Annotated in this window: 19 protein-coding genes and 3 tRNA genes; 7 read left to right on the top strand and 15 right to left on the bottom strand. The window is 70.6% G+C overall.

Annotation, left to right across the window (positions count from 1 at the left end):
• The first annotated feature begins 54 nt into the window (after positions 1-54).
• Positions 55-1,107: a glycoside hydrolase family 6 protein gene (locus tag OG306_RS13180; protein ID WP_266752186.1), complete on the top strand. Its 1,053-nt coding sequence runs from the start codon at positions 55-57 to the stop codon at positions 1,105-1,107.
• A 147-nt stretch (positions 1,108-1,254) separates the two neighbouring features.
• Here OG306_RS13180 and OG306_RS13175 read toward each other — a convergent pair whose 3' ends face one another.
• From OG306_RS13175 to OG306_RS13165, 3 genes are all read right to left on the bottom strand, one after another.
• Complete coding sequence (locus tag OG306_RS13175) at positions 1,255-3,192, bottom strand: galactose oxidase-like domain-containing protein (RefSeq protein WP_327349807.1); 1,938 nt, start codon at positions 3,190-3,192, stop codon at positions 1,255-1,257.
• On the bottom strand, positions 3,189-5,123 hold the full coding sequence (locus tag OG306_RS13170; protein ID WP_266746369.1) for a glycosyltransferase family 2 protein: 1,935 nt from the start codon (positions 5,121-5,123) through the stop codon (positions 3,189-3,191). The genes OG306_RS13175 and OG306_RS13170 overlap by 4 nt, the downstream gene beginning before the upstream one ends.
• A 556-nt stretch (positions 5,124-5,679) precedes the next feature.
• Positions 5,680-5,753 (bottom strand) — tRNA-Lys (locus OG306_RS13165).
• Positions 5,754-5,935: 182 nt separating this feature from the next.
• On the opposite strand from OG306_RS13165, the gene OG306_RS13160 reads away from it, so the two are divergent.
• From OG306_RS13160 to OG306_RS13150, 3 genes are all read left to right on the top strand, one after another.
• A complete protein-coding gene (locus tag OG306_RS13160; RefSeq protein ID WP_371665316.1) occupies positions 5,936-7,378 on the top strand; it encodes a peptidoglycan-binding protein in 1,443 nt (480 codons plus the stop codon).
• Between the two features lie 371 nt (positions 7,379-7,749).
• Positions 7,750-9,156: an SPFH domain-containing protein gene (locus tag OG306_RS13155; RefSeq protein ID WP_432762233.1), complete on the top strand. Its 1,407-nt coding sequence runs from the start codon at positions 7,750-7,752 to the stop codon at positions 9,154-9,156.
• 159 nt (positions 9,157-9,315) lie between these two features.
• Entirely contained in the window at positions 9,316-9,906 is a 591-nt protein-coding gene (locus OG306_RS13150) for a lytic polysaccharide monooxygenase auxiliary activity family 9 protein (protein ID WP_266746366.1), read from the top strand.
• Between the two features lie 305 nt (positions 9,907-10,211).
• Here the strand turns inward: OG306_RS13150 and OG306_RS13145 are convergent, their stop codons facing one another.
• The 8 genes from OG306_RS13145 to OG306_RS13110 form a co-directional block, all read right to left on the bottom strand.
• Positions 10,212-11,729 carry an MFS transporter gene (locus OG306_RS13145; RefSeq protein WP_266746365.1) on the bottom strand — a complete coding sequence of 506 codons (1,518 nt, stop codon included), beginning with the start codon at positions 11,727-11,729 and terminating at the stop codon, positions 10,212-10,214.
• A 131-nt stretch (positions 11,730-11,860) separates the two neighbouring features.
• Positions 11,861-11,934 (bottom strand) — tRNA-Lys (locus tag OG306_RS13140).
• A 186-nt stretch (positions 11,935-12,120) separates the two neighbouring features.
• A complete protein-coding gene (locus OG306_RS13135) occupies positions 12,121-12,879 on the bottom strand; it encodes an IclR family transcriptional regulator domain-containing protein (RefSeq protein WP_266746364.1) in 759 nt (252 codons plus the stop codon).
• A gap of 165 nt (positions 12,880-13,044) precedes the next feature.
• Entirely contained in the window at positions 13,045-13,893 is an 849-nt protein-coding gene (ehuA, locus tag OG306_RS13130) for an ectoine/hydroxyectoine ABC transporter ATP-binding protein EhuA (RefSeq protein ID WP_266746363.1), read from the bottom strand.
• Entirely contained in the window at positions 13,883-14,524 is a 642-nt protein-coding gene (gene ehuD, locus OG306_RS13125; protein ID WP_327349809.1) for an ectoine/hydroxyectoine ABC transporter permease subunit EhuD, read from the bottom strand. Before ehuD ends, ehuA begins: the two co-directional genes overlap by 11 nt.
• On the bottom strand, positions 14,521-15,264 hold the full coding sequence (ehuC, locus tag OG306_RS13120; protein ID WP_266906636.1) for an ectoine/hydroxyectoine ABC transporter permease subunit EhuC: 744 nt from the start codon (positions 15,262-15,264) through the stop codon (positions 14,521-14,523). Before ehuC ends, ehuD begins: the two co-directional genes overlap by 4 nt.
• 18 nt (positions 15,265-15,282) lie before the next feature.
• Entirely contained in the window at positions 15,283-16,185 is a 903-nt protein-coding gene (ehuB, locus tag OG306_RS13115; RefSeq protein ID WP_266746360.1) for an ectoine/hydroxyectoine ABC transporter substrate-binding protein EhuB, read from the bottom strand.
• Positions 16,186-16,441: 256 nt separating this feature from the next.
• Entirely contained in the window at positions 16,442-17,401 is a 960-nt protein-coding gene (locus OG306_RS13110) for a D-2-hydroxyacid dehydrogenase (RefSeq protein ID WP_266746359.1), read from the bottom strand.
• A gap of 211 nt (positions 17,402-17,612) precedes the next feature.
• Here OG306_RS13110 and OG306_RS13105 point away from each other — a divergent pair, with 211 nt between their 5' ends.
• Together OG306_RS13105 and OG306_RS13100 are read left to right on the top strand one after the other, a co-directional pair.
• Complete coding sequence (locus tag OG306_RS13105; protein WP_266906640.1) at positions 17,613-18,419, top strand: maleate cis-trans isomerase family protein; 807 nt, start codon at positions 17,613-17,615, stop codon at positions 18,417-18,419.
• Between the two features lie 75 nt (positions 18,420-18,494).
• The gene (locus OG306_RS13100; RefSeq protein ID WP_371666231.1) at positions 18,495-19,607 is read left to right on the top strand and encodes an LLM class flavin-dependent oxidoreductase; all 1,113 of its coding nucleotides are present in this window, start codon (positions 18,495-18,497) and stop codon (positions 19,605-19,607) included.
• Positions 19,608-19,671: 64 nt separating this feature from the next.
• On the opposite strand, the gene OG306_RS13095 is transcribed toward OG306_RS13100, so the two are convergent.
• The gene (locus tag OG306_RS13095; protein ID WP_266746356.1) at positions 19,672-21,549 is read right to left on the bottom strand and encodes a putative bifunctional diguanylate cyclase/phosphodiesterase; all 1,878 of its coding nucleotides are present in this window, start codon (positions 21,547-21,549) and stop codon (positions 19,672-19,674) included.
• A 457-nt stretch (positions 21,550-22,006) separates the two neighbouring features.
• Between OG306_RS13095 and OG306_RS13090 the strand changes: the two genes are divergently transcribed.
• A complete protein-coding gene (locus OG306_RS13090; RefSeq protein WP_266746355.1) occupies positions 22,007-23,173 on the top strand; it encodes a M6 family metalloprotease domain-containing protein in 1,167 nt (388 codons plus the stop codon).
• Positions 23,174-23,290: 117 nt separating this feature from the next.
• Here OG306_RS13090 and OG306_RS13085 read toward each other — a convergent pair.
• From OG306_RS13085 to OG306_RS13075, 3 genes are all read right to left on the bottom strand, one after another.
• Positions 23,291-23,364 (bottom strand) — tRNA-Lys (locus OG306_RS13085).
• Positions 23,355-24,062 carry a bifunctional DNA primase/polymerase gene (locus tag OG306_RS13080; RefSeq protein ID WP_266746354.1) on the bottom strand — a complete coding sequence of 236 codons (708 nt, stop codon included), beginning with the start codon at positions 24,060-24,062 and terminating at the stop codon, positions 23,355-23,357. The genes OG306_RS13085 and OG306_RS13080 overlap by 10 nt, the downstream gene beginning before the upstream one ends.
• A 211-nt stretch (positions 24,063-24,273) precedes the next feature.
• Entirely contained in the window at positions 24,274-24,615 is a 342-nt protein-coding gene (locus OG306_RS13075; protein WP_266746353.1) for a hypothetical protein, read from the bottom strand.
• Positions 24,616-24,654 lie beyond the last annotated feature (39 nt).

Raw genomic sequence — 24,654 nt, 5'->3', positions numbered from 1 at the left:
GCCAGGATGAAGGGGACGCGGCAGTGCACCGCCGCCGCACCCGAGGGGGAGTGGATGTACGGCAGTTGCAACGGCCGGTCGGGCATGAGGCGGGCAGGAGCGGGCGTGGGTGTGGGAGCCGTTGCCGGAGCCGTGCTGCTGCTCACGGGATGTTCCTCCCCGTCCGACTCCAACGGTGCGGGAATCAACGGTGCGGGAAAGGACGGTGCCATCGGCCGGCATCCCAAGGCCGGTGCCCCGTACTGGGTCAATCCGGATGGCAACGCGGCCCGCCAGGTCGCCGCGTACACCGCGGACGGGGACGGGAAGGCCGCCGGCCTGATCGAGAAGATCGCGCGGCAGCCCGTCGGGGAGTGGATCGGCCCGGAGCGTCCCGAGGCCGAGGCGAAGGGCTTCACGGAGGCCGCCGCGAAGGCGGACCGGCAAGCGCTGCTCGTCCTCTACAACATCCCGCACCGCGACTGCGGACAGTTCTCCAAGGGCGGCGCCGCCGACGGCGACGCGTACCGGACCTGGCTGGAGGGCGTCGCCAAGGGCATCGGCGACCGGCGCGCCACCGTGATCCTGGAGCCGGACGCGCTGCTGCACATGGTCGACGGGTGCACGCCGCGGGAGTTCCACGAAGAGCGGTACGACCTGCTGAAGGGGGCGGTGGAGCGGCTGAAGCAGCAGCCGAACACCCGCGTCTACGTGGACGCGGGGAACGCCGGCTGGCGCACCCCCGACGCGCTCTTCCGGCCGCTGTGGCGGGCGGGCATCGGGGCGGCCGACGGCTTCGCGGTCAATGTCGCCAACTTCCAGACCACGGCGGCCAGTACGGACTTCGGCAAGCGGCTCTCGGCGAAAGTCGGCGACAAGCCGTTCGTCATCGACACCAGCCGCAACGGCAACGGCCCGTACCACGCAGGCGCGCCCGAGGAGAACTGGTGCAACCCGCCCGGCCGTGCGCTCGGCGAGACGCCGACGACCGACACGGGCGACGCACGGGTCGACGCGTACCTCTGGGTCAAGCGGCCCGGCGAATCCGACGGCAACTGCAAGGGCGGCCCGAAGGCGGGCGACTGGTGGCCCGCATACGCGCTGGGCCTGGCCCGGGCGACGAAATAGGGTGCGGGGCGCCCGGAACGACCGGACGCCCCGCACCGGGGACCCGCACCTCCCCGGGGACCCGCACCCCCCGTACCGGGGACCCGCACCTCCCCGGGGACCCGCACCCCCCGTACCGGGGACCCGCACCTCCCCGGGGACCCATACCTACGGAATCTCGACCCACTTCCCCTCGGACGGCGTCCCCCTGTCGTCCGTCACGAACAGCATGTACCACCCCGACGGCACCAACGCCCGGTTCCCCGGCACCGTCACCGCGATCCCGCCCGCCGTCCGCTTCAGGCTCAGCGCCACCGACCGCTGGTCGGTGTCCGTGACATGGGTGACCGCACTGGGCCGCATCAGCCTCGCCGAGGTGATCCGCGGTCCCCGCGCCGTCGTGAACACGCCCGTACCGCCGCGCCGGATGCTCTGCGGGCCGCCCGTCAGTTCCGGCCGCGCGTCGCGGTAGAGATACGGCGGGGTGTAGACCTCGATGCGCTGCTCGAAGACGCCCGGCCGGGTGTTCGCGCGGTCCGCGTAGAGCGAGTCCGAGCCGAAGATCATGACCCGGCCGTCGGGAAGGAGTACGGACCCCGAGTGGTAGTTGCGGCCCACCGCCGGATCGGCGACCCGCCGGTACGTGTCGGTCCTCGGGTCGTACAGCCGGGCCTGGAGCACATTCGACCCGCCGCGCCCCCGGTAGTCGCGGGAGCCCCCGGTGACCAGCAGCGAGTCGTCGGGGAGCAGGGAGGCGCTCGGGTAACGGGTGCCTTCCGTCAGGGCGGCGCCGTCCCGGAATCTCGGGGCCGGTTCCAACAGGTCGACCAGGCGCGACTTCGGGCTCGACCGGCTGGACTCGCCGACCCCGCCACCGCCGATGACCATGAACCTCTCGTCCTGGGCCGGGGGCAGCCGTACCGTTGCCGAGGTCTCCATCGCGTCGGCGTCGCTCAGGCCGGGGATCTTCCGGAAGCTGTTCGTCGCCAGGTCCCAGATGCCGGGCTCGCGGCCCACATCGGCGGGGCCGTAGCCGGCGTTCGAACCGGAGTAGAAGAGCCTGCCGTCGGTCAGCAGGAAGACGGCCGGGTACGTGGGGAACTTCCGGATGATGCCGGTGTACTGCCACTTCCTGGTCTTCGGGTCGTAGACCTCGTCCTTGCCGGGGACGATCTGCCCGATCTCGTCCAGCCCGGAGAGGGCGAGGACCCGGCCGTCCGCCAGGGTGGTCAGCGTCGGGTACCAGCGTGCCTCGTTCATCGGGTCGACGGTGATGTACTTCTCCGCCACCGGATCGAACTCGAAGGCTTCCCGAATGCCCTGGAAGTCCTTCTTGTCGAGGGCGAGCTTCTGCGCGATTCCGTAGACGTTCCGGCTGTCGGAGCCGGTCAGGCCCGCGATCCGGTAGTTGTCCTCGGCGCCCGTCTCGTACCGCGTACCGGATTTCTCCGCCTCGACGTAGATCCGGCCGAGGCCGGCGTCGTTGCGCAGGAACGCGCCGGTCCGCCGGTCGAAGACCTTGGTGGCCCGCTCGACCAGCACCGGGTCCTTGGAGACGAACGTCCTGCCGTTCGCACGGCCCTTGAACCGGGTGCCCGCGGGCAGGGTGACGGGCTTGTCGGGGTCCTCGTTGTGGACGATCATCAGGCCGCCGGCCTTGGTGACGTCGCCCTTGAGCTTCTCGTAACGTCTGGTGCCGCCGGCTATGAGCAGCTTGCCGTCGGGCAGCTGGGTGTGGCCCGAGCAGAACATGTCCTTGGGCGTGGGTATGTTCGTGAACCTGTTGGTCCCCGGATCCCACAGCACCGACCGGAAGCTCTTGGCGTCGAAGTTCTCCCGGTTGTTGCCGGAGCCCGCGACGAGCAGCACCTTGCCGGTGTGCAGCAGCGCCGCGTGGATCGTGTTGATCCGGTACGTGGAAGGGATGTCCAGGAAGTCCCAGTGGCCGTTCGCGGCTTTGTAGCCCGGCTTGTTGATCTTGTACGTGTGATAGTGCTCGGTGCCGAAGCGGTACATCCACGGCCCGTTCGTTCCCGAGAGCGCCAGAATCGCCACCGTACCGATCGCCAGGCGGCGGGTACGAAGGCTCGGACGGTACGTCTTCATCGTTCACGTCCCCCAAGAGCGGTCTGCATGGTCTGTTCGGCGCCGGCTCGCTCGTCATCAACCCGATCGGCAGCAGCCCGCTCGGCGTCGGCCCGCACGTGGGCAGGCCGCGGGAGCGGCCCGATGCGGCGTTTCCGCTTCTCCGCCCGGACGGCGTACCGCCAGCAGAGGATCGGCGCCGCGCTGATCAGCAGCGCCATGGCGGCCCAGGTGAGCATCGCCGGATGGCTGTGCCGGAGAACGAAGGAGGCGGCGATCGAACCGCCGAAGACCAGGATGAAGAAGAGGTGGATCCGGAAGGTGCCGAAGAGGGTGTCCGGACTGGAGGAGTCGCCCTTGGGAGTCACCACGAACGAGCTCCTGCGGCGCAGCACCGCGTCGAGCAGCGAGCGGGCGTAGACCGGTGCGCAGAGCGCGGACATCATCATGCCGGCCAGCCCACCGGAGCCCTCGGGCTCGTGCGGCGAGACATTGTGCCGCCGGTTCCAGACGTACAGGCCGATCTGGAGCGCCGAGGCGTTGCCGTACAGCATCATCCAGACCGTCGGATCGATCTGCACTCCCGAGGCGCCCATCCCCAGGAACAGCGCACAACTCAGCGCCGCGAGTATCCAGTTCAGTGCGGACATCGGGTAGAAGATGATCATCATGGTGTAGTTGAGGAGCTTGCCCGCGGGGAGCGAGAAGAGGCCCTTCCAGTACTGCTTGAGGATCGTCTCGTACGTCCCCCGCGACCAGCGCAGCTGCTGGGTGAAGAAGTCCGTCCACGCGGTCGGGCCCTCGCCGACGGCCAGCACGTCGGGGGTGTAGACCGAGCGCCACTTGCGGCCGGTGCGCGGATTGCGTGCGCGGTGCATCTCGAAGCCGGTCGCCATGTCCTCGGTGATCGAGTCGTACAGACCGCCGATCTGTTTGAGGGCACGGATCCGCACCGCGTTGCTGGTGCCGACGAACATCGGGGCGCCGTAGCGGTTGCCCGCGCGCTGGATCAGCGCGTGGAAGAGGAACTGCTGGGACTCGGCGGCCTTCGTGACGAACGAGTCGTAGTTGCCGTAGACCTGCGGGCCGATGACGAAGCCGATGTCCGGGTCGCGGAAGTAGCCGAGCATCCGCTCCAGGTAGTTGGGCAGTGGTACGTGATCGGTGTCGACGGAGGCGAAGAAGTCGTACGCGTCGCCGTGCGCGTCCAGCCAGGCGTTGTAGTTGCCGTGCTTGGTCTTCGCCCGGTGCGGGCCCGCGGCCCGGTTCCAGTGCGGTACGCCCTTGCGGGAGAAGTGGTGCACCCCCAGCCGGGCGCAGACCTCCTTCACCGCCGGGTCGTCGCCCTCGTCGAGCAGCCAGACGTGCAGCAGCCCGCGATGTCGGACGCGGACCGCCGCTTCGAGGGTCCTCGTCACCATCTCCAGGGGCTCCTTGCCCGGGACGAAGGAGGTGAGGAAGGCGACCCTGGTGCCGGTCTCCGGGACGACCGGGACCGGGTCGCGGGCGACCAGCGTCGCGTGTGCGTTCGACAGGACGTTCAGCGTGCGGAAGAGCTCGATCAGGCCGATCGAGACCAGCATCACGATGTCGAGGACCAGCAGGGTGTTGTTCTTGAGGTTCGGGTCGCGGCGCGTCCAGTGATCGGGCTGCATCAGCCAGGCGAACAGCCCGAGTGAGACGAGAGGCGCGGCGCCCAGCAGGAGGGCCGCGCGTATTCTGTGCGGCTCCTGGGCGAGCAGCGAGCGGTACCGCACCCGGTACGGCGTGTCCGGACCGGGCCGGGTCAGCGGGCCCGCGAGCCGGCTGTAGTGCTCGTAGTCGTAGCGCGGCACGGCGTTGGCCGGGTGCCTCCGTTGTTCCCCGGCCGTCGGCTGTGCCGGTATCCGGAGCCGGGCGGTCCGGGACGGGTCGTCGTTGTGCTGCCAGGCGCCTGTCGGCGTCGACGTCATGGGTCATCCCCCTGCACGCGTGGTCAGCGCGTGAATGGTGAGTGTGTGATTGGTCGTCGTCTCGGCCACGGCGATTCCCCCGTCGGTCGCCGTGAACGACTCAAAGGCGGGCACGGACTTCCGCTCAGACACGGAACAGCGCCCTTCCGGCTGTCTGATGCCTTCCCGACATCTGTCCCCGAGCGGGGCCCCACCCCGCGTAGCGGACAACCGGAACTTCCCCCTGCTTCCCCTCTGCATCCCCCAACTGCAAGGCGCATCAGCCTGGTTGGTGCCGATGACCTTTAGACAGGTTGTCCGACTACGGTCCCGTTCGCAAGGGTGAAACGGGTGGGTTACCGGTCATACGTGCGATTTGCGAAGCCCTTGCAGAGGGGGCGCGCGGAGGCGTATGTGAGAGATTTTCGAGCCGCTGGGTAATCGATTGGTGACTGTGTGTTGGTTACGAGTCGCCTGTGCGCCCGTGAAGGCGGAGGTGTGGGGGGTGGGTTCGGGGATCGGCTTCGGAGAACGAACAAGGCCCCCTCACGTGTGGTGAGGGGGCCTTGACTCTGCGTGCGCCGCCAGGGACTCGAACCCCGGACCCGCTGATTAAGAGTCAGCTGCTCTAACCAACTGAGCTAGCGGCGCCTGCTGACCTGAAGAACTCTACCCGAATGTGGGGTGTGCTCCTGACCATTTCCCGCCCATAACGGCCTGTCGGATGGTCGTTTTGTCTGGTCTGTCAGTCAAAATGCGATATGTCAGGAGAGTTGAGACGGTGACGCCGAGCAGATGCGCCGGAGATCTCGACGAGTGCGGAGGGGAATCGCATGACTGTGCCGGCCTTCGGGGAGTACGTACCCGCCATCGACTGCGCCTGTGCGGGGTGCGCCGAGCAACGGCGAGCCGCCGCGAGTGCCCTGCCCCTGCGGTACGGAGGTCATCCGGCCGCACACGGCGCGCGTCGTGCGCTGGTGCTGGCCACCGCGGCCGGAGTGGTGCTGAGCACCGGCGTGGCCGAGGCGGCGAGCGCGCCGGGTGGCCGGGCGGCGGAAGCGGCCGGAGCGGTCAGGGCGGACGGGCCGGCGACGCCGTCGCCGACCCCGCCGGGCGCGGCAGAGGCGGGAGAGGCGGCCGGCGTGGTGGGCCCGGCCGATCCGGTGGGCCCGGACCCCGACGGCGAGGGTGATCCGCTCGACCGGGCCGACATGGATTCGGACAGTCCGCAGGGCGCCCCGGGTCCGGTGCGGGGCACAGGGACCTCGGGCCCGCCCTCGTCCGGGACCTCGGCCCCGCTGCGCAAGACCAGCCGGGCCGCCATCATCAACCGCGCGAAGAAGTGGCTGTCCGCGAAGGTCCCGTACAGCATGAGCAAGTACTGGTCCGACGGTTACCGGCAGGACTGCTCCGGCTATGTCTCGATGGCCTGGGACCTGCCCGGCAACGAGTGGACCGGCAGCCTCGACAAGTTCGGGACGCGGATCACGCGGAAGGAGCTGCAGCCCGGCGACATCCTGCTCTTCCACAACCCGGCCGACCCGTCGAAGGGATCGCACGTCACGATCTTCGGCGGCTGGACCGACTACACGCACACCCACTACACGGCGTACGAGCAGACGAAGCCGCACACCCGCAGGCAGACGACGCCCATGGCGTACTGGTCCCACTCCGGCAGCTACGTCCCGTACCGCTACAAGGGCCTCCCCAGCGGAAGCGGCGGCAGCGTCTCGACGAAGACGTTCCCGGGTGCCTTGAAGTTCGGCCCCGGAGCCAGCAACGCGTACGTCACCCAGCTCGGGCAGATGCTCGTGGAGCGGGGTGGCAAGCACTTCTACCAGATCGGCCCCGGGCCGGGCTGGGGTGAGGCCGACCGGCGTGCGACCGAGGCGTTCCAGAAGGCCCAGGGCTGGACGGGCAAGGAGGCCGACGGCATTCCCGGCCCCGACACCTGGCGGCTCCTGACCGGCCGGGCCGGTCGCGACATCCCCGCCTCCGGGAGCGGGGGCGGGGGCGGCCAGGGTGATTCGAACTCGGACTCGAAGTTCCCCGGCCGGGGCTATTTCCGCCCCGGTCAGTCCAACAGCCATGTCGACCAGCTCGGCAAGCAGTTGGTGAAGAAGGGATACGGCAAGTACTACCTGTCGGGACCGGGGCCCCGGTGGACCGAGGCGGACCGGCGCAATGTCGAGGCCTTCCAGCAGGCCCAGGGCTGGCGGGGCGGAGCGGCTGACGGCTACCCCGGTCCGGAGACCTGGCGGCGACTCTTCGCGTGACAAGACGGACATGCATCACGGAGGCGGGAATGAGAGCCACGGTGTCGGACAGTTCCGGAACCCAGGACAACGGGAGCGCACAGGAACGGGAACGGGAACGGGAACGGGTAGGGGTAGGGGGCTCGGGCGGGCGGACGGCTGCGGCTTTGGCTCCGGCCTCGGGTCCGGTCTCAGGTCCGGTCTCAGGTCCGGCCTCGGGTCCGGCCTCGGGTCCGGCTCCGGTTTCGGGGTCGGCTCCGGTTTCGGCCTCGGCTTCGGGTCAGGCCTCGGCTCCGGTTTCGGCCCCCGGTCCGGTTTCGGCGGATGGCGCGGGCTCGGGACCGGAGCGGGGTTACGCCCCGGGCGCGGCGTCGCGTGGCGGGCCGGACTCCGTGGTCGACCTCGTACTGGACCTGGTTCCCGGTGAGGACGAGGTTTCCGCTCTCGGCGCGACCTCGGCCTCGGTATCGGTCCCCGCCAGGAGCACCGCAGCCGTCCCGGCCATGGGGTCGCCCACCGCGCCCACCGCGCCCGCCGAGGCCCCGGAGCCGAGCGCCACCCCCGTACCGGTCCTGGTCGGCCTTCGCCCGTCGGTCACCGCGCCCACCGGGGACCTGGTGTCGAGTGCTGCCCGCACCACCCCCGGGGCCGAGCAGTCCGGCGACGCCGCACCGGGGACCGGGCGGCGGCACGCGGTCATCGCCGCCGAGCGGACCGCGTCCATCCCCGTACACCTGCTCTTCCGCGAGGGCCCCGAGCCCACCGATGCCGCCGCGCTTCCCGCCGGGGTGCTGCGGCGCGGGTCCGGCGGGCATCAGCCGACCACCGGGCTGCGGCGGCCGCCCGCGCCGAGGGGGCCGCAGGTGCGGCCTTCGACGCGCCCGGCGCCCGTCGGCGACCCACGCCTTGCCGAACGGTCGGGGCCCGCGCTGCCCGGCTGGGTGGCGCTGCTCGCCGGGCTGGCCGGGATCGCGGCCGGGGGTGCGGTCCTCTGGTCGGTCGGCGCGCTGCCCGTCGCCCCGCTCACCCGGCTCGGGATCGGTTCGCGTCCGTACGACGGGATCGGGCTCGGCGCCTGGGCGGCGCTCGCCGCGCTGGGGGCGGCGGTGCTCCTCGCGCTCGGCGGCCTGAGCCGCGGACGGGTCGGGTACGCCTCGGTGCTGACGCTCTTCGGCGAGTACCGGGGGAGTGTGCGGCGCACCGGACTGATGTGGATCAGCCCGCTGTTGCTCCGCCACCGGGTCGACGTACGCCTGCGGCACTGGCGCAGCGAACCGCTCCCCGCCGTGGACGCCAACGGTACGGCGCTGCGCGTCGTCGTCCTCGTCGTGTGGCGGATCAAGGACACCGTGCGGGCGACGCTCGGGGTCGCGGACCATGAGGCGTACCTGCGCGAGCAGGTCGAGGCGGCGATGGCGCGGGTCCTCTCGCAACTGCCCGCCGACGCCTTCCACGAGGACGCGCACACCCTGCGCAACGCGGAGGCGGTCGGTGACGCGCTGACCCGGATGCTGAAGGCGGACTGCGAACCCGTCGGCATCGAGGTGTACTCGGCGCAGCCGACCGGAATCGAGTACGCGCCGGAGGTCGCCGCGGCCATGCAGCGCCGTCGGATCGCCGCCATCGACGCCAAACACCGCGACAGTGTCCTGACTTCGGTGGTTGACGCGGTGGACGACACCGTGAACCGACTGACCGCAAGGGGGCTCGTGGAACTGGACGACTACGAACGGAAGTCGCTGGTCAAGGACTTGACGGTGGCCTTCTACACCGGACGCAGTGGCGGGGAGGGCGCCTGACGGCCCGCAGGGGGTGCTGCTGCGGCGAAGCGGAATCCCACTCCCATTGGTCTGGACATGTTCATGCCCCGTCAATAATCTAAGGCTTGGTCTAGACCGCAGGATGCGCGCGCAGCAGGGCTCATGAATCCTCCCCCACGTTCTTGAGGAGCGACAGCAATGCGTAAAAGGGCAAGCGCGGCCGTAGTCGGCCTGGCGATAGCGGGCGCCTCGGTGCTCGCGACGAGCAGTGCCGGCAGCCATGGCTACACCGACAACCCCATCAGCCGCCAGAAGCTCTGTGCCAACGGCACGGTGACGAACTGCGGCAACATCCAGTGGGAGCCGCAGAGCGTCGAGGGCCCGAAGGGCTTCCCGGCGGCGGGCCCGGCCGACGGCAGGATCTGCTCCGGCGGGCACGGCGAGTTCGCCCAGCTCGACGACCCGCGCGGCGGCAGCTGGCCCGCCACCAAGGTGACGGCCGGTCAGGGCTTCAGCTTCCGGTGGCAGTTCACCGCCCGTCACGCGACGACGGACTTCCGCTACTACATCACCAAGGACGGCTGGGACCCCACCAAGCCGCTCACCAGGGCCGACCTGGAGTCGCAGCCCTTCATGACGGTGCCGTACGGCGGCCAGCAGCCCCCGGCGACCCTGACTCAGCAGGGCACCATCCCCACCCAGAAGACCGGGAAGCACATCATCCTGAGCGTCTGGACCATCGCGGACACGGCGAACGCCTTCTACGCCTGCTCCGACGTGCAGTTCTGACGCGTAGTCCGTCAGGCAGTGCCCCTCGCGTGCACTCCGGTCGAGCGACGGCGGCCCCGGCCGGGGCCGCCGTCCCCGGCGCACGGTGTGCCCAGGGGGCCGCGAGTGGTGCCGCCAGGCCGGTCAAGCTGAACAGCGCTCCTGCGAGGTACCAGCCCGGCCGGCCCCAGGTGACGCAGAGCGAGATGAGCAGGCCCGCTCCGAGCGCTTCGGCCGGCCCGGCGCCCAGACCGAAGGACACCTCGAAGCCGCCGGCCGTGCCACCCGGCGGACCTCCGTGGAGTCAAAGCTTGCCGGTCGCGGCACTAGCTCGTCAGGGTCAGTTCGTCCGGGTCCGCCGCCGCGGTCCGCCGTCGCAGCAGCGTGACGGCCAGCACCGCGCCCGCCAGCAACAGCGCGGCCCCCGCCACCGAGGCGTACCGCATGCTGTGCACGAAGGCCTCCCGCCCGATCGAGATCAGTGAGCCGTCCCCCGTGGCCACCGCGCCCGCCAGCGTCTTGCGGGCTTCCTCCGGCGCGGAGCCCGGCATGTCGGCGGTGAAGACGGCCGTGGCCACCGCACCGAGCAGGGCCATTCCCATCGCACCGCCGAACTCCTGCCCGGTCTCCAGCAGCGAGGCCGCCGAACTCGCCTTCTCCGGCGGGGCGGTGGACAGCGCCAGGTCCGAGACGAGCGCCATCACCGTGACGATGCCGCAGCTCATCACGGCGCAGCCGCCGAGCAGCAGCCACAGCGAGTCCGTACCCGTCAGGGCGAGGATCGCGAAACCGGCGGCGGCGATGACGAAACCGGCGCCGATGACGCGCGTACGGTCGGTCCGCTGGGCGATCGCCGTGGCCGCCGGAGCGGCGGCACCCACCGCCAGTGAGGGGGCCAGGCTCCACAGCGCGGCCTCCATCGTGCCCATGCCGAGCACCGACTGCAGATACTGCGTGGTGAAGAACGAGGACCCCATCATGGCGAACGTGGCCAGCGCGTTCAGCCCGATCCCGGCCGCGAAGCCGCTGTTGCGGAAGAGCTCCCGGCTGATCATCGCGTCCTTGTGGCCGCGCTGGCGGCGGACGAAGAACCGGCCGACGACGAGCCCGGCGGCGATGATCAGCGCGTTCCGCACATCGAGCCCGTGTGCGGCGCTCTCCTTGACCCCGTAGACGACGGGCAGCACGGCGCCCATCGACAGCGGCACGCTCAGGAAGTCGAACCGGCCGGGGTTCGGGTCCTTGAACTCCGGTACCAGCACCGGCACCAGGACCAGCAGCAGCACCATGGCCGGCACATTGATCAGGAAGACCGAGCCCCACCAGAAGTGTTCCAGCATGACCCCGCTGAGCACCGAGCCGAGCGCGATCCCGCCGGCCATGGCGCCCGACCAGATGCCGATGGCCCGGCCGCGCTGTCGCTCGTCGCGGAACATGTTGCGCACGAGCCCCATCGTCGACGGCATCAGCGTCGCACCGCCGATCCCGAGCAGCGCGCGGGCCGCGATCAGCATCTCGGGGCTGGTGGAGTACGCGGCGGCGACGGACGCGGCACTGAACGCGAACGCGCCGAGGAGCAGCAGCTTCCGGCGGCCGATCCGGTCGCCGAGCGAGCCCATCGTGATGAGCAGGCCGGCCAGGGCGAAGGCATACACGTCGAAGATCCAGAGCTGCTGGGTGGCGCTGGGTGCGAGGTCCCGGTCGATGGACGGGATCGCGAAGAAGAGGACGGAGACGTCCATCGAGACGAGGAGGAGGGGAAGCAGCAGGACCACGAAGGCGGTCCATTCCCGGCGACCGGCGAGGGGGCCGCGCTCGGCGGTGGTGCGCGTAGCGTTCGTCATACCTGGAAATGTACGAGCGTGTAAAACGCTTGTCTAGTACGGATGTGTAAAACGTTCGTACATCTCGATGGTCAGCAAAAAACGCACTGGGCGGTTCACGTGTGTACGTGAACCGCCCAGTGCGTTGTCTGTGCGCCGCCAGGGACTCGAACCCCGGACCCGCTGATTAAGAGTCAGCTGCTCTAACCAACTGAGCTAGCGGCGCCTGCTGACTCGAAAATAATACCCGCTCCGGAGGGGTGCTGGTGACAGCCGAACAAACGGGGCACATCGGGCAACTTCAAGTTGCCCGTCCGGCAACCTCAAGCCCGTCCGGCAACCTCCCGTCCGGCGATTGAGGACAGAGCTGTCCCCGGGGGCACCCCGGTGGACCTCGCCGATCGGCACCCCCCTAGAGCGCCAGCGACAAGAGCACGGGAGCCGCCCGCCGGTTCAGTGTGTCCGCCGCCGTGCGCAGGCGATGGGCGTCCTCGATCGGCAGGGACAGCGCCAGGCACCCCGCCGACGCCCCGGCGGTCAGCGGCACCGCCGCGCACACCGTGCCGACCGCGTACTCCTGGATGTCGAGCACCGGGACCGTCGCCGGCTGGCTGTCCAGCTTGGAGAAGAGCACCTTTTCGTTGGTGATCGTCCGCGAGGTGAGCCGGGCCGTCTTGTGGCGCGAGAGGTGGTCGCGGCGGCTGTTCTGGTCGAGCTGGGCCAGCAGGCACTTGCCGACCGCCGAGGCGTGCGCGGAGGACCGGAAGTCCACCCACTCGTTGACCGCGGGGGTGCGGGGGCCGTCGGCGTATTGCGTGACCCGGATCTCGCCGTCGACGTACCGGCTGATGTAGACCGCCGCGCCGACCGAATCGCGCAGCTGCGCCAGCGACTGCTGGAGCCTGGTCTCCAGGGCCTGCCTGCGGGCCGCCCCGGAGCCGAGGAGCAGCAGCGAGGAGCCGATCACGTACGCGCCGTCGGCGATCTGCTCGACGTACCCCTCGCGGCGCAGCGTCAGCAGCAGGGAGGTGAGATGCCCGACAGGCAGCCCCGTCTCCCGGGAGATCTGAGCGTCCGTCACGCCGTCGCCGTGTTCGGAGACCGCTTCGAGAACGCGAAGGGCGTACTGCACCGAGTGGAACGGTGCGGTCGGTTCGGGCTTCAACGTCACGGTTTCCCCCACCAGGTTGTGACCGCAAGCTCTGCCCCCACGATAGCCGCCAAGACCCTTTCCCGGGGCGGCTGTTGAAGAGAAAGCGGAGCGGCCCGGTTCCGTCAGCTGGAGCGCATTCGCCCGGCATATGCCAGGAGCATGGGCTTACGGCGAGTTCCGAGGTCACAGCACCGCGGTGAGGAATTCGCGTGTGCGTTCGTGCTCGGGATCGGAGAAGATTTTTTCCGGCGAACCGGACTCGACCACACGGCCAGCATCGAACATCAGTACCGTCTCCGAGACGTCGCGGGCGAAGTTCATCTCGTGGGTCACGCAGAGCATGGTGATGTCGGTGTTCCTGGCGATGTCGCTCAGCAGTTCCAGCACGCCCGCCACCAGCTCCGGGTCGAGCGCCGACGTCACCTCGTCGAGCAGCAGGATCTCCGGCCGCATCGCCAGCGCGCGGGCGATCGCCACCCGCTGCTGCTGGCCGCCGGAGAGCTGGGAGGGGTGCGCGTCGATCTTCGTCGAGAGCCCGACCAGGTCGAGCAGCTCGCGGGCGCGGCTCTCCGCCTCGTCGCGGTCCATCCCCAGCACGTTGACCGGGGCCTCGGTGATGTTCTGCAGCACCTTCATGTTGGGGAAGAGGTTGAACTGCTGGAAGACCATGCCGATCTTCTTCCGGGCCTCGCGCAGATGCTTCTCGGTCGCCGGCCTCAGCGAGCCGTCGGGTCCCCTGGTGTGGGACAGCGGGTCGCCGTCCACCCAGATGACCCCGTCGCTGACCCTTTCGAGGGTCATCAGCAGCCGCAGGATGGTGGTCTTGCCCGAGCCGCTGGGCCCGATCAGGGTGACGTGCTCGCCGCGCCGTACGGAGAAGCCCAGCCGGTCGAGGACGACGTGGTCGCCGTACCGCTTCACGACGTCGTCGAAGCGCACCAGCGGATGGCCGGTCGCCGCGACGGCGGCCGGCACGGCGTCCGCGGGGGCCGTGGGCGCGGTCTTCTGGAGGGGGAGGGGTTCAGTGGCCAAGGCGCTTCTCCAGCTTTCTCATCAGCAGCGAGGTGGGGTAGCTCGCGACCAGGAAGACCAGTCCGGCGAGCGTGAAAGCCTCGGTGTACGCGAAGTGGGCGGCGCCGTACTGCCGGGCCTCGAAGACCATCTCCTGCACCGTGATCACGGCGAGGAACGGGGTCTCCTTGAACATCGAGATCGCGTAGTTGCCGAGGGCGGGCAGCACATTGCGCACCGCCTGCGGCAGGATCACCGCCTGCCAGGTCCGCCGCGGGGTGAGCGAGAGCGCCCGGCATGCCTCCCACTGGCCCTTCGGCACACTGTCGATCCCGGCGCGGTACACCTCGGAGGTGTACGTCGCGTAGTGGACGCCCAGCACCACGATGCCGATCACCAGGGGTTCCACGGAGGTGAACAGGGCTGCCGCGCCGACCAGTTGGACGAGCAGCGGGGTGGACCGGATGAACTCCATCACGGCCCGCACCGGCACCGTCACGCACCTGCTCGGGGCCCGCCCGGCGACCGCGATGGCGAGCCCGAGCACCGCGGCGACGAGCGTGCCGAGCACGGTCGCGAGCAGCGTGACCTCGAACCCCTTGAGCACCAGGGGCAGTACGTCCCCGGCGGCGTTCCAGTCGAAGCCGTTCACCGGACACCACCTCCGGCCGCCGACGCGACGGCCTCCGTGGCGCTGCGGCTGCGCAGCAGCGAGCCCGCGCCGGTCGCCAGGCCGAGGCGCCGCTTGGCACCGCGCTCCAGGAGATTCATCAGCAGGGTCAGCGCGTAGGCCAGGACGAAGTAGAGGACCAGCAGGGTCACGTACGCGGTGAGCGTCTCGCCGGTACGGTCGCGCAGCTGCTGGATCACGGTCATCAGGTCGGCCGCGGAGATCAGCCACAGCAGCGGGGTGCACTTCAGCAGCTGGATCAGCAGATTGGTGAAGGACGGGATCATCTGCACCCAGGCCTGCGGAAGGATCACCTTCCGCATCCGGTGCAGCGGCGTCATGTTCAGCGCGACGGCCGCCTCGTACTGGGCGCGCGGTACGGAGTTGACCGCGCCGCGCACCACCTCCGCGCCGTACGCGCCGTAGTTGAGACCGAAGGCGACGACACCGCAGAGCAGCGGCGTCAGTTCGTACCCCGTCAGCGGCGGCATCGCGTAGTAGAGCCAGAACAGCTGGATGTAGAGCGAGGTGCCGCGGAAGAACTCCACGACCACGCGTGACACGCCACGCGCCACCAGCAGCCGGCTGACCGACATCAGGCCGAGGACGAACGACAGGAGCAGGGCGAGCAGCGCGCCGAGGACGGTGGCCTGGAGGGTCACCCACAGCCCCGCGCGCACTTGCGGCAGATTGTCGAAGAAGGCGGAGAAGAAATCACTCATGCGGTGCGTCCGTCCTCGTCAGCCCTTGCACAGGTCGGCCGTCTTCAGGGTGGCCGGCGGGAGCTCGGTGGCCCCGAAGCCGTACTCCTGGAGCAGGCCCACATAGCGCGACTGGTCCGAGACGATCTTCTTCAGCTCGCGGTTGAAGGCGTCCCGCAGGTCCTCGTTGCCCTTGCGGAAGACGGCGCCGCCGGGGCTGTACTGCTTCGTGCCGTCGAGCTCCGGCAGGAAGGCCTCGGTGACCTCGGTGTCGGGGTTCGTCTTCGCCAGCCAGCGCAGCGAGATGCCGGTGAGCAGGAACGCGTCGACCCGGCCGCCCTTGACCGCGTCGGCGCCGTCCTGCGGCTTCTGCAGTGTCTTGATCTTGTCCTTGGGGATGCCCGCGCCTTCGGCGTACGCGCCCTCGACGGCGCCCGACATCACGCCGACGGTGATCCCGGCGGCCTTCGCGGACGCCAGGTCGGTGACCTTCTTCGGGTTGCCCTTCTTCACCATCAGCGCGGTGGGCGAGATGAACTCGGGCTCGGAGAAGAGGGCGTTCGCGCAGCGCTCCGGCGTGATGGCCATGCCGGCGCTGACCACGTCGTACTTTCCGGCCTGCAGCCCGGGGATCAGGCCGTCCCACTCGGAGAGCGTGGGCTTCAGTTCGTCGACGCCGAGCGCCTTGAAGATCTCCCGGTGCAGGGTGGGCGCCTCGCCCTTGAGCTGCTTGCCCTCCAGATAGCCGTACGGGGCCTCGTTGGCGTACGCGACCCGGACGAAGCCCTGCTTGCGGAGCTTGTCGAGCGCCCCCGCACCATCCGTGGAACCGGCGTCGGTCCTGCTGCACGCGGAGAGCAGCCCGGGAACGACGAGCAGGCCACCCACGGCCGCCGATCGGTTGAGAAAGCCCCGGCGGGACAGGTTCGGGAAGTCAGCCATGGTTCGCAATCTCCTGGAGGGGTCGAACAGTCCGGACAGGGGGAGCGCCTGCCCGATCCCGTACGTCTATGCAGGAAGCGGCTCCCTGTGACCGAACAGTGGCCGGAAGGTGACCTTCCCGTGTCCGATTGCGGGCGGAGTGCGACGACGGATGCGCGGTGCGTATGTCCCTGCACCGAACGGCAGATGATCGAGCGTTATGTCGAGAAATCCGGCACGAGGGGATGAAGTGACCCTCTTTCCTGGCGTGTTGAGATCAGCCGCCCGGCCCCCGGGCAGGGGCGTAGCCGCGCTGTATGTCCACCACGTTCGGCAACGGAGCCCCGGCTGCCCAGAGTTCGAACATCTCCACGAACTGCTCGCCCAGCCGGTCCCGCCAACCCGCCGTGTCGCCGCTCATGTGCGGTGACACGATCAGATCCGGTACGTCCCAGAGCGGGCTCTGCGGCCCGAGCGGCTCCTGCTCGAATACGTCGAGTGCCGCGCCCGCGATCCAGCGCTTGCGCAGTGCGGCGACCAGATCGTCCTCGACGACCAGCGGACCGCGCCCCACGTTGATGAAGCGGGCCGACGGCTGCATCAGCCCGAAGAATCGCGCGTCGAACATGGCACGGGTCGACTCCGTCAGCGGCGCCGCGCAGATCACCCAGTCCGCCATGGCGGCCAGCCGGTCCAGATCCGCCACGCCGTGGACGGTGCGCCGCGCCCTGCGCCCCACGAGCGCCACTTGGACGCCGAGGGCGATCAGCAGCCGGGTGATCTCCCGCCCGATCGGGCCCGCGCCCACGACCACCGCGCGGCTGCCCGCCACCTGGGCGCTCTCCCGGTGGCGCCACAGCCGCCGGTGCTGGAGCTCCAGCGTGCCGGGGAGATCCTTGGCGAACGCCAGCACCAGGCCCGTCACGTACTCGGCGATCGGCCGCTCGAAGATGCCCCGCGCGTTGGTCACCACCGTGTCGGAGGCCGCCAGCTCCGGGCAGAGCAGCCGGTCCACGCCCGCGCTCGCCGTATGCACCCAAGCCGGGCGCGGCCCGGCACCGGGCCAGGCGGCCCGTACCGCGTCGGAGGTGAAGTCCCACACCAGCAGCACGTCGGCTGCGGGGAGCCGCGCGGCGAGCCCGGCCTCGTCGGTGTACCGCACGGTGGCCCGGCCGGTCAGCCGGCCGAGACGCGGCGACGGGTCGGTGTCCAGGACGAGCAGGGTGGGCTCTGGCATGAGAGACGGGTGCTCCGCTGCGTCTGAGATGTGCGACCCGACCACGCTCGCACCCGTGCCCGCCTTCGTCAACAGGTCGCCGTGGAAGCGGCGACGTATGGGGCAATACTGGGGAGGAACGGGGTGAAACGGGCGTCCGCAGGACGCGGGGCATCCGTAGGAACAGGGCATCAGTAGGAACAGGGCATCCGCAGGAACAGGAAGGGTGGACATGACGACCCTCGGCTTTCTCTACCCGGGCCGCCACTTCGCGGAGGACGACTTCCCGCGGATGGAGACCCTGCTCGACGCCGTCAGGCTGGTCGTGAACCACACCGCCGTCGACGAGGACGTCTACGAGATCGACACGCTGACGCGCAGCGGTGTGCCCGAACGGCTGGCCGCCGGGGTACCGGAGCTGCAACGCGCCGGTGTCGAGTCCGTCGTCTGGACGAGCGGCAGCGGCAGTTTCCTGTACGGGTGGAAGGGCGCCCACGAACAGACCGCCGCCCTGGCCCGGGCGGCCGGGGTGCCCGCCTCCAGCACCTCGTTCGGCTTCGTCCATGCGGTGCGGGAGCTGGACGCCACCCGCGTCGCGGTCGCCGCGACCTATCCCGAGGGCATCGCCGCACTGTTCACCGCCTTCCTGCACTCCGCGGGGATCGAGGTCGTCGCCACCCACGCCGCCCGCCTGGGCTCCGCCGCCGAGGCCGCCGCCTGGGGCCCGGACGAGGTGCGGGAACTCGTCCGGGCCGCGGACCGCCCGGAGGCGGAAGTGATGCTGCTGCCCGACACGGCCCTGCACACCGTCACGCACCTGGCGGAGCTGGAGGAACTCCTCGGCAAGCCGGTCCTCACCGGAAACCAGGTGACGGTCCGGGAAGGACTGCGGCTGGCGGACCGCCGGGCCTGGTCCCCGAGGCTCGGCAAGATCTTCGCCGAGCGCGAGGCACCCCCGGCCCCGGTAGCCCAATGGGGCGAGGGCCGGGCGTGGGCGCGGAGCGGAAAGAAGGGCCGGCCCGGCCGCTGGGGGGAATAACCGGAGACCACCTCCTGTTGGGCTGTTCCGGACGTATGAGCCGCACGCATGCGCATCACCGGAGAGGGCCAGGACGTGGACGAGATTCGAGCCGACGAGATCCGAGGCGACGAGATCCGAGGCAAGGCGGAGGGGACGGCCACCGTTCCGCTCTCCGTGCTGGACCTGGTGACCGTGGGCCAGGGCCGCACCGCCACCCAGGCCCTGCGCACGAGCGTGGACATCGCCCGGCTCGCCGAGCGCCGCGGATTCCACCGCTACTGGGTCGCCGAACACCACTCCATGCCGGGCGTCGCCTCCTCCTCACCGGCCGTGATCCTGGCCCACCTCGCCGCGCACACCGAGCGCATCCGGCTCGGTTCCGGCGGCGTGATGCTGCCCAACCACGCACCGCTCGTCATCGCCGAACAGTTCGGCACCCTGGAGGCCATGGCCCCCGGCCGCATCGACCTCGGCCTCGGGCGCGCCCCCGGCACCGACGGTGCGACGGCGGCCGCCCTGCGCCGCACGGACCGGCTGGGCGAAGGCGCCGAAGACTTTCCGCAGCAGCTCGCCGAGCTGACCCGGTTCCTGGACGACGACTTCCCCGACGGCCACCACTACGCCCGTATCCACGCGGTCCCCGGCCCGGTCCAGGCCACCGCCGAGGGCGGCGTCCAGTCGGCGGCCCGGCCGCCGATCTGGCTGCTCGGCTCCTCCGGCTTCAGCGCCCGGCTGGCCGGCGTGCTCGGGCTGCCGTTCGCCTTCGCCCACCACTTCTCGGCCCAGAACACCGTGCCGGCCCTCGACCTGTACCGGGAGTCGTTCCGGCCGTCCGCGGTGCTCGACGCCCCGTACGCCCTGATCGGTGTCTCGGCCCTGGCCGCCGACGACGAGCGCGAGGCCCGCCGCCAGGTTCTCTCCGGCGCCCTGTCCATGGTCCGCCTGCGCACCGGCCGGCCCGGCCTGGTCCCGACACCCGAGGAGGCGGAGGCGTACACCTTCAGCCCCATGGAGCGCGAGTTCGTCGACAGCTGGCTGGTCAACATCGTCCACGGCACGGCGGACGAGGTCCGTACGGGCCTCGACGACCTGGCCAAGCGCACCGGCGCCGACGAACTGATGATCACCGCCAACGCCCACGGCGGCGAGGCCCGGCTGCGCAGCTACGAGCTGATCGCGGACGCGTACGGGCTGCCCACGGCCTGAGAGGCTGTCGGGTGACCTCTGACATCGGCCCCGGCCCTCCGACCCCGGGCCGCGCATCCCGGGGTCAGAGGTTCAGCTTCCGGCCGCCGATCAGTTCGGCGATCCGTTCCGGGGCCACCGCGCGCGAGTACAGCCAGCCCTGCCCGGTGTCGCAGCCGATCCTGCGCAGCCGTTCGGCCTGGCCCGCGGTCTCCACGCACTCCGCGGTGACGGTCAGGCCCAGCCGGTGCGCCAGGTGCACCATCGCCTCGACGATCGTCTCGTCGGCGGGGCTCGGGCGGTCGCCGTCGTCGTAGCGGAAGCCGCGTACGAACGAACCGTCCAGCTTCAGCACGGAAACGGGCAGCCGGCTGAGATAGGCGAGGTTCGAGTAGCCGGTGCCGAAGTCGTCGATCGCGATCCGCACGCCCATGTCGCTGAGCGACTGGAGGGCCTGGAGCGGGCGGCCCGCCGAGCCCATCACCGCCGACTCGGTCAGCTCCAGCTGCAGCAGCGCGGGATCGAGGCCGGTCTCGGCGAGGATCTCCGCGACATCGGTGACCAGGTCGGAGTCCCAGACCTGCCGGACCGCGACATTGACGCTGATGAACAGCGGTGGCTCGGCCGGGTGGTCGAGCTGCCAGCGCCGGGCCTGGCGGCACGCGGACCGCAGCACCCACCGGCCGAGCTGGACGATCGAGCCGTCCTCCTCGGCGATCGCGACGAACCGATTCGGTGAGAGCAGGCCGAACTGGGGGTGGTTCCAGCGGACCAGGGCCTCCACCCCGCGTACGACTCCGTCGGCCATGCCGACCAGCGGCTGGTACTCGATGGTGAACTCGCCGCGCTCGACGGCGGGCCGCAGATGGGAGGAGAGCGTCTGCCGGGTCATCCGGTGGGCGTTGCGCTCCGGGTCGAAGACCGTCCAGCGGGCCTTGCCGTCCGCCTTCGCCCAGTACAGCGTGGTGTCGGCGGCCTGCATCAGACCGGTCGCCGAGGTGTCGGCCACGGCCCGTTCCACCACCCCGATCGAGGCCGAGACGGAGAGCCGCTGCCCGTCCAGGTCGAAGGGCTTCTGCAGCGCGGCGAGGACCGCGCGAGCCAGGTCGGTGAGCGCTTGCGTACCGGCGGAGTCCTCGACCAGGATCGCGAACTCGTCGCCGCCCAGGCGCGCCACGAGATGGGCGCCGGGACGGTGTGGGCGGTCCTGGGCGGCGCAGTCGGTGAGCCGTGCGGCGACGGCGGCGAGCAGCCGGTCGCCGATCCGGTGGCCCATCGTGTCGTTGACGGCCTTGAAACCGTCGAGATCGAGATAGCAGAGCCCGATCCGGCCCCCTCCGCCGACACTGCCGTCCTCGTACGGCGGGGTCTCCAGGACGGCCGAGAGCCGTTCGAAGAACAACACCCGGTTGGGCAGCCGGGTCACCGGATCGTGCATCTGGAGGTGGTGCAGCCGCTTCTGCAGCTCACGCCGGTCGCTGACGTCCGCGACGGAGAGCAGCACCCGGCCGGTGCCGGGCCGCGGGGCGCCGGCCCGGCCCGCCTCCGGTTCGGGCATCGGCACGACGGTGATCTCCGCCCACAGCGCGCGCCCGTCGGGGTGCTTGAGCCTGCGGGTGCAGCAGAACCGTGAGCGCCGGCCGTGCAGCACCTCGCGGTACGCGTGCCAGGTGCGGCCGTCCGCCGCGAGGTCGAGGAGATCGGCCGCCGACTGCGTGGTCAGTGCCGCGGCGGAGAAGCCGAGGAGCCCGCCGAGCGCGTCGTTGGCGGCGAGGACCAGTCCCTCGTGGTCGACGACGGCCATCGGGAGCGTGGCGGCCCGGAAAGCGGCCCGATAGCCGTGCGGCTCCGATCCCCGGGCCCCGGCAGCGGACCACGGAGGGTGACACTCCGTGGCCGACGGCCCTGCGGAGTGGGGGGATGTGACCGCCGCGGGCCTCGCCCCTTCGGAGGTTCCGCTCACCGTTCGCTCCCGCCGTGCAGTTCTGTCCTGAACAGGTGTGGCCGGACTGGCCCGCCGCGCGGAGCGCCGCTGTGGGAGGCGGAAACCACGCGGGAAGGCCTGGTGAAGCATAGAGGCTGGTGCGTCGGCCGTTCCAGCGCCCGACCCCTCCGCGCCCCGCGTTCGCCCCGCATGGGCCAGTCGCCCGCTGATCCGGTTTGCCCGCGATTGATCGTTTCCGAGCGTTTCCGTTCTCTCGCGACCTTCGCGTGATTGATTGTGACTGTCCGTGAGGGTTGGCGCTCCGGAGGGCCGCTGACTCGACTGGGGCAGCTCAACAGGACGAAAGCCTCCAATCATCACAGGGTGAGTGGGTGACCGCAGCTCGCACCCGGAGGTAGTTGTGCCGCGTCTGCACAGAACCGGGGGGGGCGAGAGGCCGAGACTGCGCAGAGCGGCTGCCGCGGCGACCTCCCTGATGGCGCTCGCCGCCACCTCCCTCGTCGCCGGGCCCGCGGTGGCCGCCACCGGCGAAGCGGGTCCGTGCGCGCTGCCCCGTACCGAGGTCCACCACTCGCTCGGGGTGGACGAGTGGAACGACGCCTACCCCCGCCCCGTCCACTCCCTCGACGCGGTCATGATCTTCCTCTCCTTCCCGGACCACCACCCCGGTGCCACCCCCAAGGAGCTCACCGCCGACTACTTCCCCGCCACCACCCAGTTCTTCCAGCGGGCCTCGTACGGAAAATTCACCCTGCGCCCGCACCCGCTGCGGCAGTGGATCCAGATGCCCAAGGCCTCTGTCTGGTACGGAATACAGCGGGACTGGAACAGCGAGCGGCGCAGCGCCTATCTGCGCGACGCCATCGCCGCGGCCGACCCGAAGGTCGATTTCTCCCGGTTCGACATCGTCTACCTGGTCGCCGATCCGGACGCCCCGGGGGTCGACTCCGACGCCACCAAGGTCGTCAACTTCGACCGGCCGGTGCGCGCCGACGGCGCGGACATCCGGCGCGTCGTCACCGTCTTCGAGCAGCACCCGCCGGACCACAACGTGCTGGCCCACGAGACCGGGCACGTCTTCGACCTGCCGGACCTCTACCACCGGCCGTCCGACGGCAAGGGCGACTGGGACACCTACGTCGGCGACTGGGACGTGATGGGCAGCCAGTTCGGCCTCGCGCCGGAACTCTTCGGCTGGCACAAGTGGAAGCTGGGCTGGCTGGACCGCAGGCAGGTGGTCTGCGTCCAGCGCAGCCGGGACATCACCCTGGAGCCGATGGCCGCCGTGCCCGCGCCCGGCGCCTCCATCGGCACCCGGCTCGCGGTGATCAGGACCGGCGAGGGCAGCGCCGTGGCCATCGAGGCCCGCAGCGCCACCGGCAACGACCGGACGACCTGCGCCGAGGGCGTCCTGCTCTACCGGGTGCGCAACGGAACCCCGTCCGGCGGCGGCCCCGTCCAGGTCATCGACACCCACCCCACCACCGACGCCTGCTGGGACCGGTCCGTGTACGCGCCGCTCGCGGATGCTCCGATGCGGGTCGGCGAGACGTTCAGCATCCCCGGCGCGCACGCCAGGATCGAGGTCGCCGACCGGACGCCGTCGGGCGCCTGGACGGTCCGGATCACGACGGGCACGTAGAACGCGGGCGGCCCTGCCGCGACCACGGACGGGACGACGCCTGACATGTGGCGCGTGACACGAAGACGCGAGCACGAAGAAGCCCCCTCGCTTTCACGAGGGAGCTTCTTCCGTCTGTGCGCCGCCAGGGACTCGAACCCCGGACCCGCTGATTAAGAGTCAGCTGCTCTAACCAACTGAGCTAGCGGCGCCTGCTGACGTCGTAGACATTAGCACCCTGATCGGCGGGAGGAAAAATCGAATTCCGGGCCGCCGACGAGGAAGTCGACCTGGTCACCCGCACACAGGCCCAGAGCAGTACGTCCGGGCCCGGCAGCCAGGGGCTACGGGTGTCGGGCGCCACCACCCAGCGGGGCCCGGGGGTGGCGGACGTGCAGGTCAGCGCGGGGACGGTCACCGCATCCCCGGGGCCGTGGCAGAGCAGCGGCGGAACCCTCGCGCCGTCGCCGTCCCGCCCCCGCGGGTCCGTCCCGGCCGGCGGTTCGAGGCCGCTGCCCCACTCCTCCCAGTCGAGCAGCGACGGCAGCCGCTGGGCGGTACCGGGGGAGGCGAAGAGCATCATCCGCCCGCGGTGCGTGGCGACGGGGCCGGAGCCGGGGCCGTCGGCCCACAGGTGCTCCAGCATCCGGCGGCCGAAGAGGGTGGGCACGTTCACCACGTCGAAGGCCGAACCGCACGGCAGCACCCCGGGCGAGGAGGGGTGGGCCTCCCACTGCGCCAGCGTGCTGCGCGGATAGGCCGAGGCGCCGGCGAGCCAGGCGGCACCGGCCGCCGTGACCTGAGCCGTCTGGTTCGCGGCCCGGTCCCGCAGGAGAGCGAAGAGGTCGGCGCCGCAGTGGGGGTCGTCGCCGTGATGCAGGGTCGTTTCGTCTGGCAGCCATGCACTCATGCGCCCATGTCTACCGGGAGTGATCAAGTGGATTCCGAGAGTTGCCGGAAATCGGGACAGGCCGGGGTGGGGAGGAGTACCTTGCGCTCGGGCATATGCCACTGGTGGTACCTGGAGGCGGGACGACGGACCCGGCGGCGGCTACGGCGGAGGCCGGGACGGTGGTCGTGGTGGGTCCGGCACGGTGCTCGTGGCGAGGCCGGTACGGCCGTCAGGGCGCGGACCCGCCCAGCAGACCCCGGCCGAACTCGACCATCTTCTTGGCGTAGTCCTCGGTCCACTCCGCACGCTGCGCGATGTCCGCGGTCGTCAGCCGGTCGAACCGGCGCGGATCGGCGAGCTGGGCGGCCGCGATGGCCTGGAACTCGACCGCGCGGTCCGTCGCGGCACGGAACGCCAGGGTGAGCTCGGTGGCGCGGGCCAGCAGTTCCCTCGGATCCTCCATCGACTCCAGATCGAAGAAGTGCTCGGGATCGGCGACCGCCGCCGACGGCTCGAAGAGCAGGGGCGCGGGGCGCAGCCGCTGCTGCTCGTTCCGCTCGGGTTGTGCCATGTGATGTTTCCTCCTTCGGTGGGCCCGACGGCCACCCTC

Origin of the sequence: Streptomyces sp. NBC_01241 (genome assembly GCF_041435435.1) — a bacterium.
Taxonomy (GTDB): Bacteria; Actinomycetota; Actinomycetes; order Streptomycetales; family Streptomycetaceae; genus Streptomyces.
The sequence above is the reverse complement of the archived record's forward strand: the minus strand, read 5'-3'. Positions and strand labels throughout refer to the sequence as shown.